At 36.1% G+C, this 263-nt stretch carries 1 protein-coding gene; it reads right to left on the reverse strand.

The annotated features are described in order from the left end of the window. Positions 1-263: T7SS effector LXG polymorphic toxin (locus tag AC2ETI_RS32765; protein WP_326041127.1), on the reverse strand; the 263-nt coding region annotated here is incomplete at both ends.

The raw sequence follows: 263 nt of genomic DNA on the forward strand, positions 1-263 counted from the left end.
GCTTCCGTACTTGCTATCATTCGGTCAATTTCTCGAATTTGTTCTAATATCTCCTGTTCGATAACATCTGTAGAAGCGACCTGTGATTGAAAGTCTCTTGGAAAAGCATCATTTTGACGGATTAATTCTTCGCATAAGTAAATGATTCCTTGTGCTAACGGACGAAAGGTTTGTAAGAAATATGCTTTTGCACTGCTATATGTTTGTCCTTGTAGAACAGTATCCAATGCAAAAGCATCAATAGAATGAATAATTTGTTCCAT

This window comes from Rhodococcus sp. MurmanLake-1, from assembly GCF_056945715.1.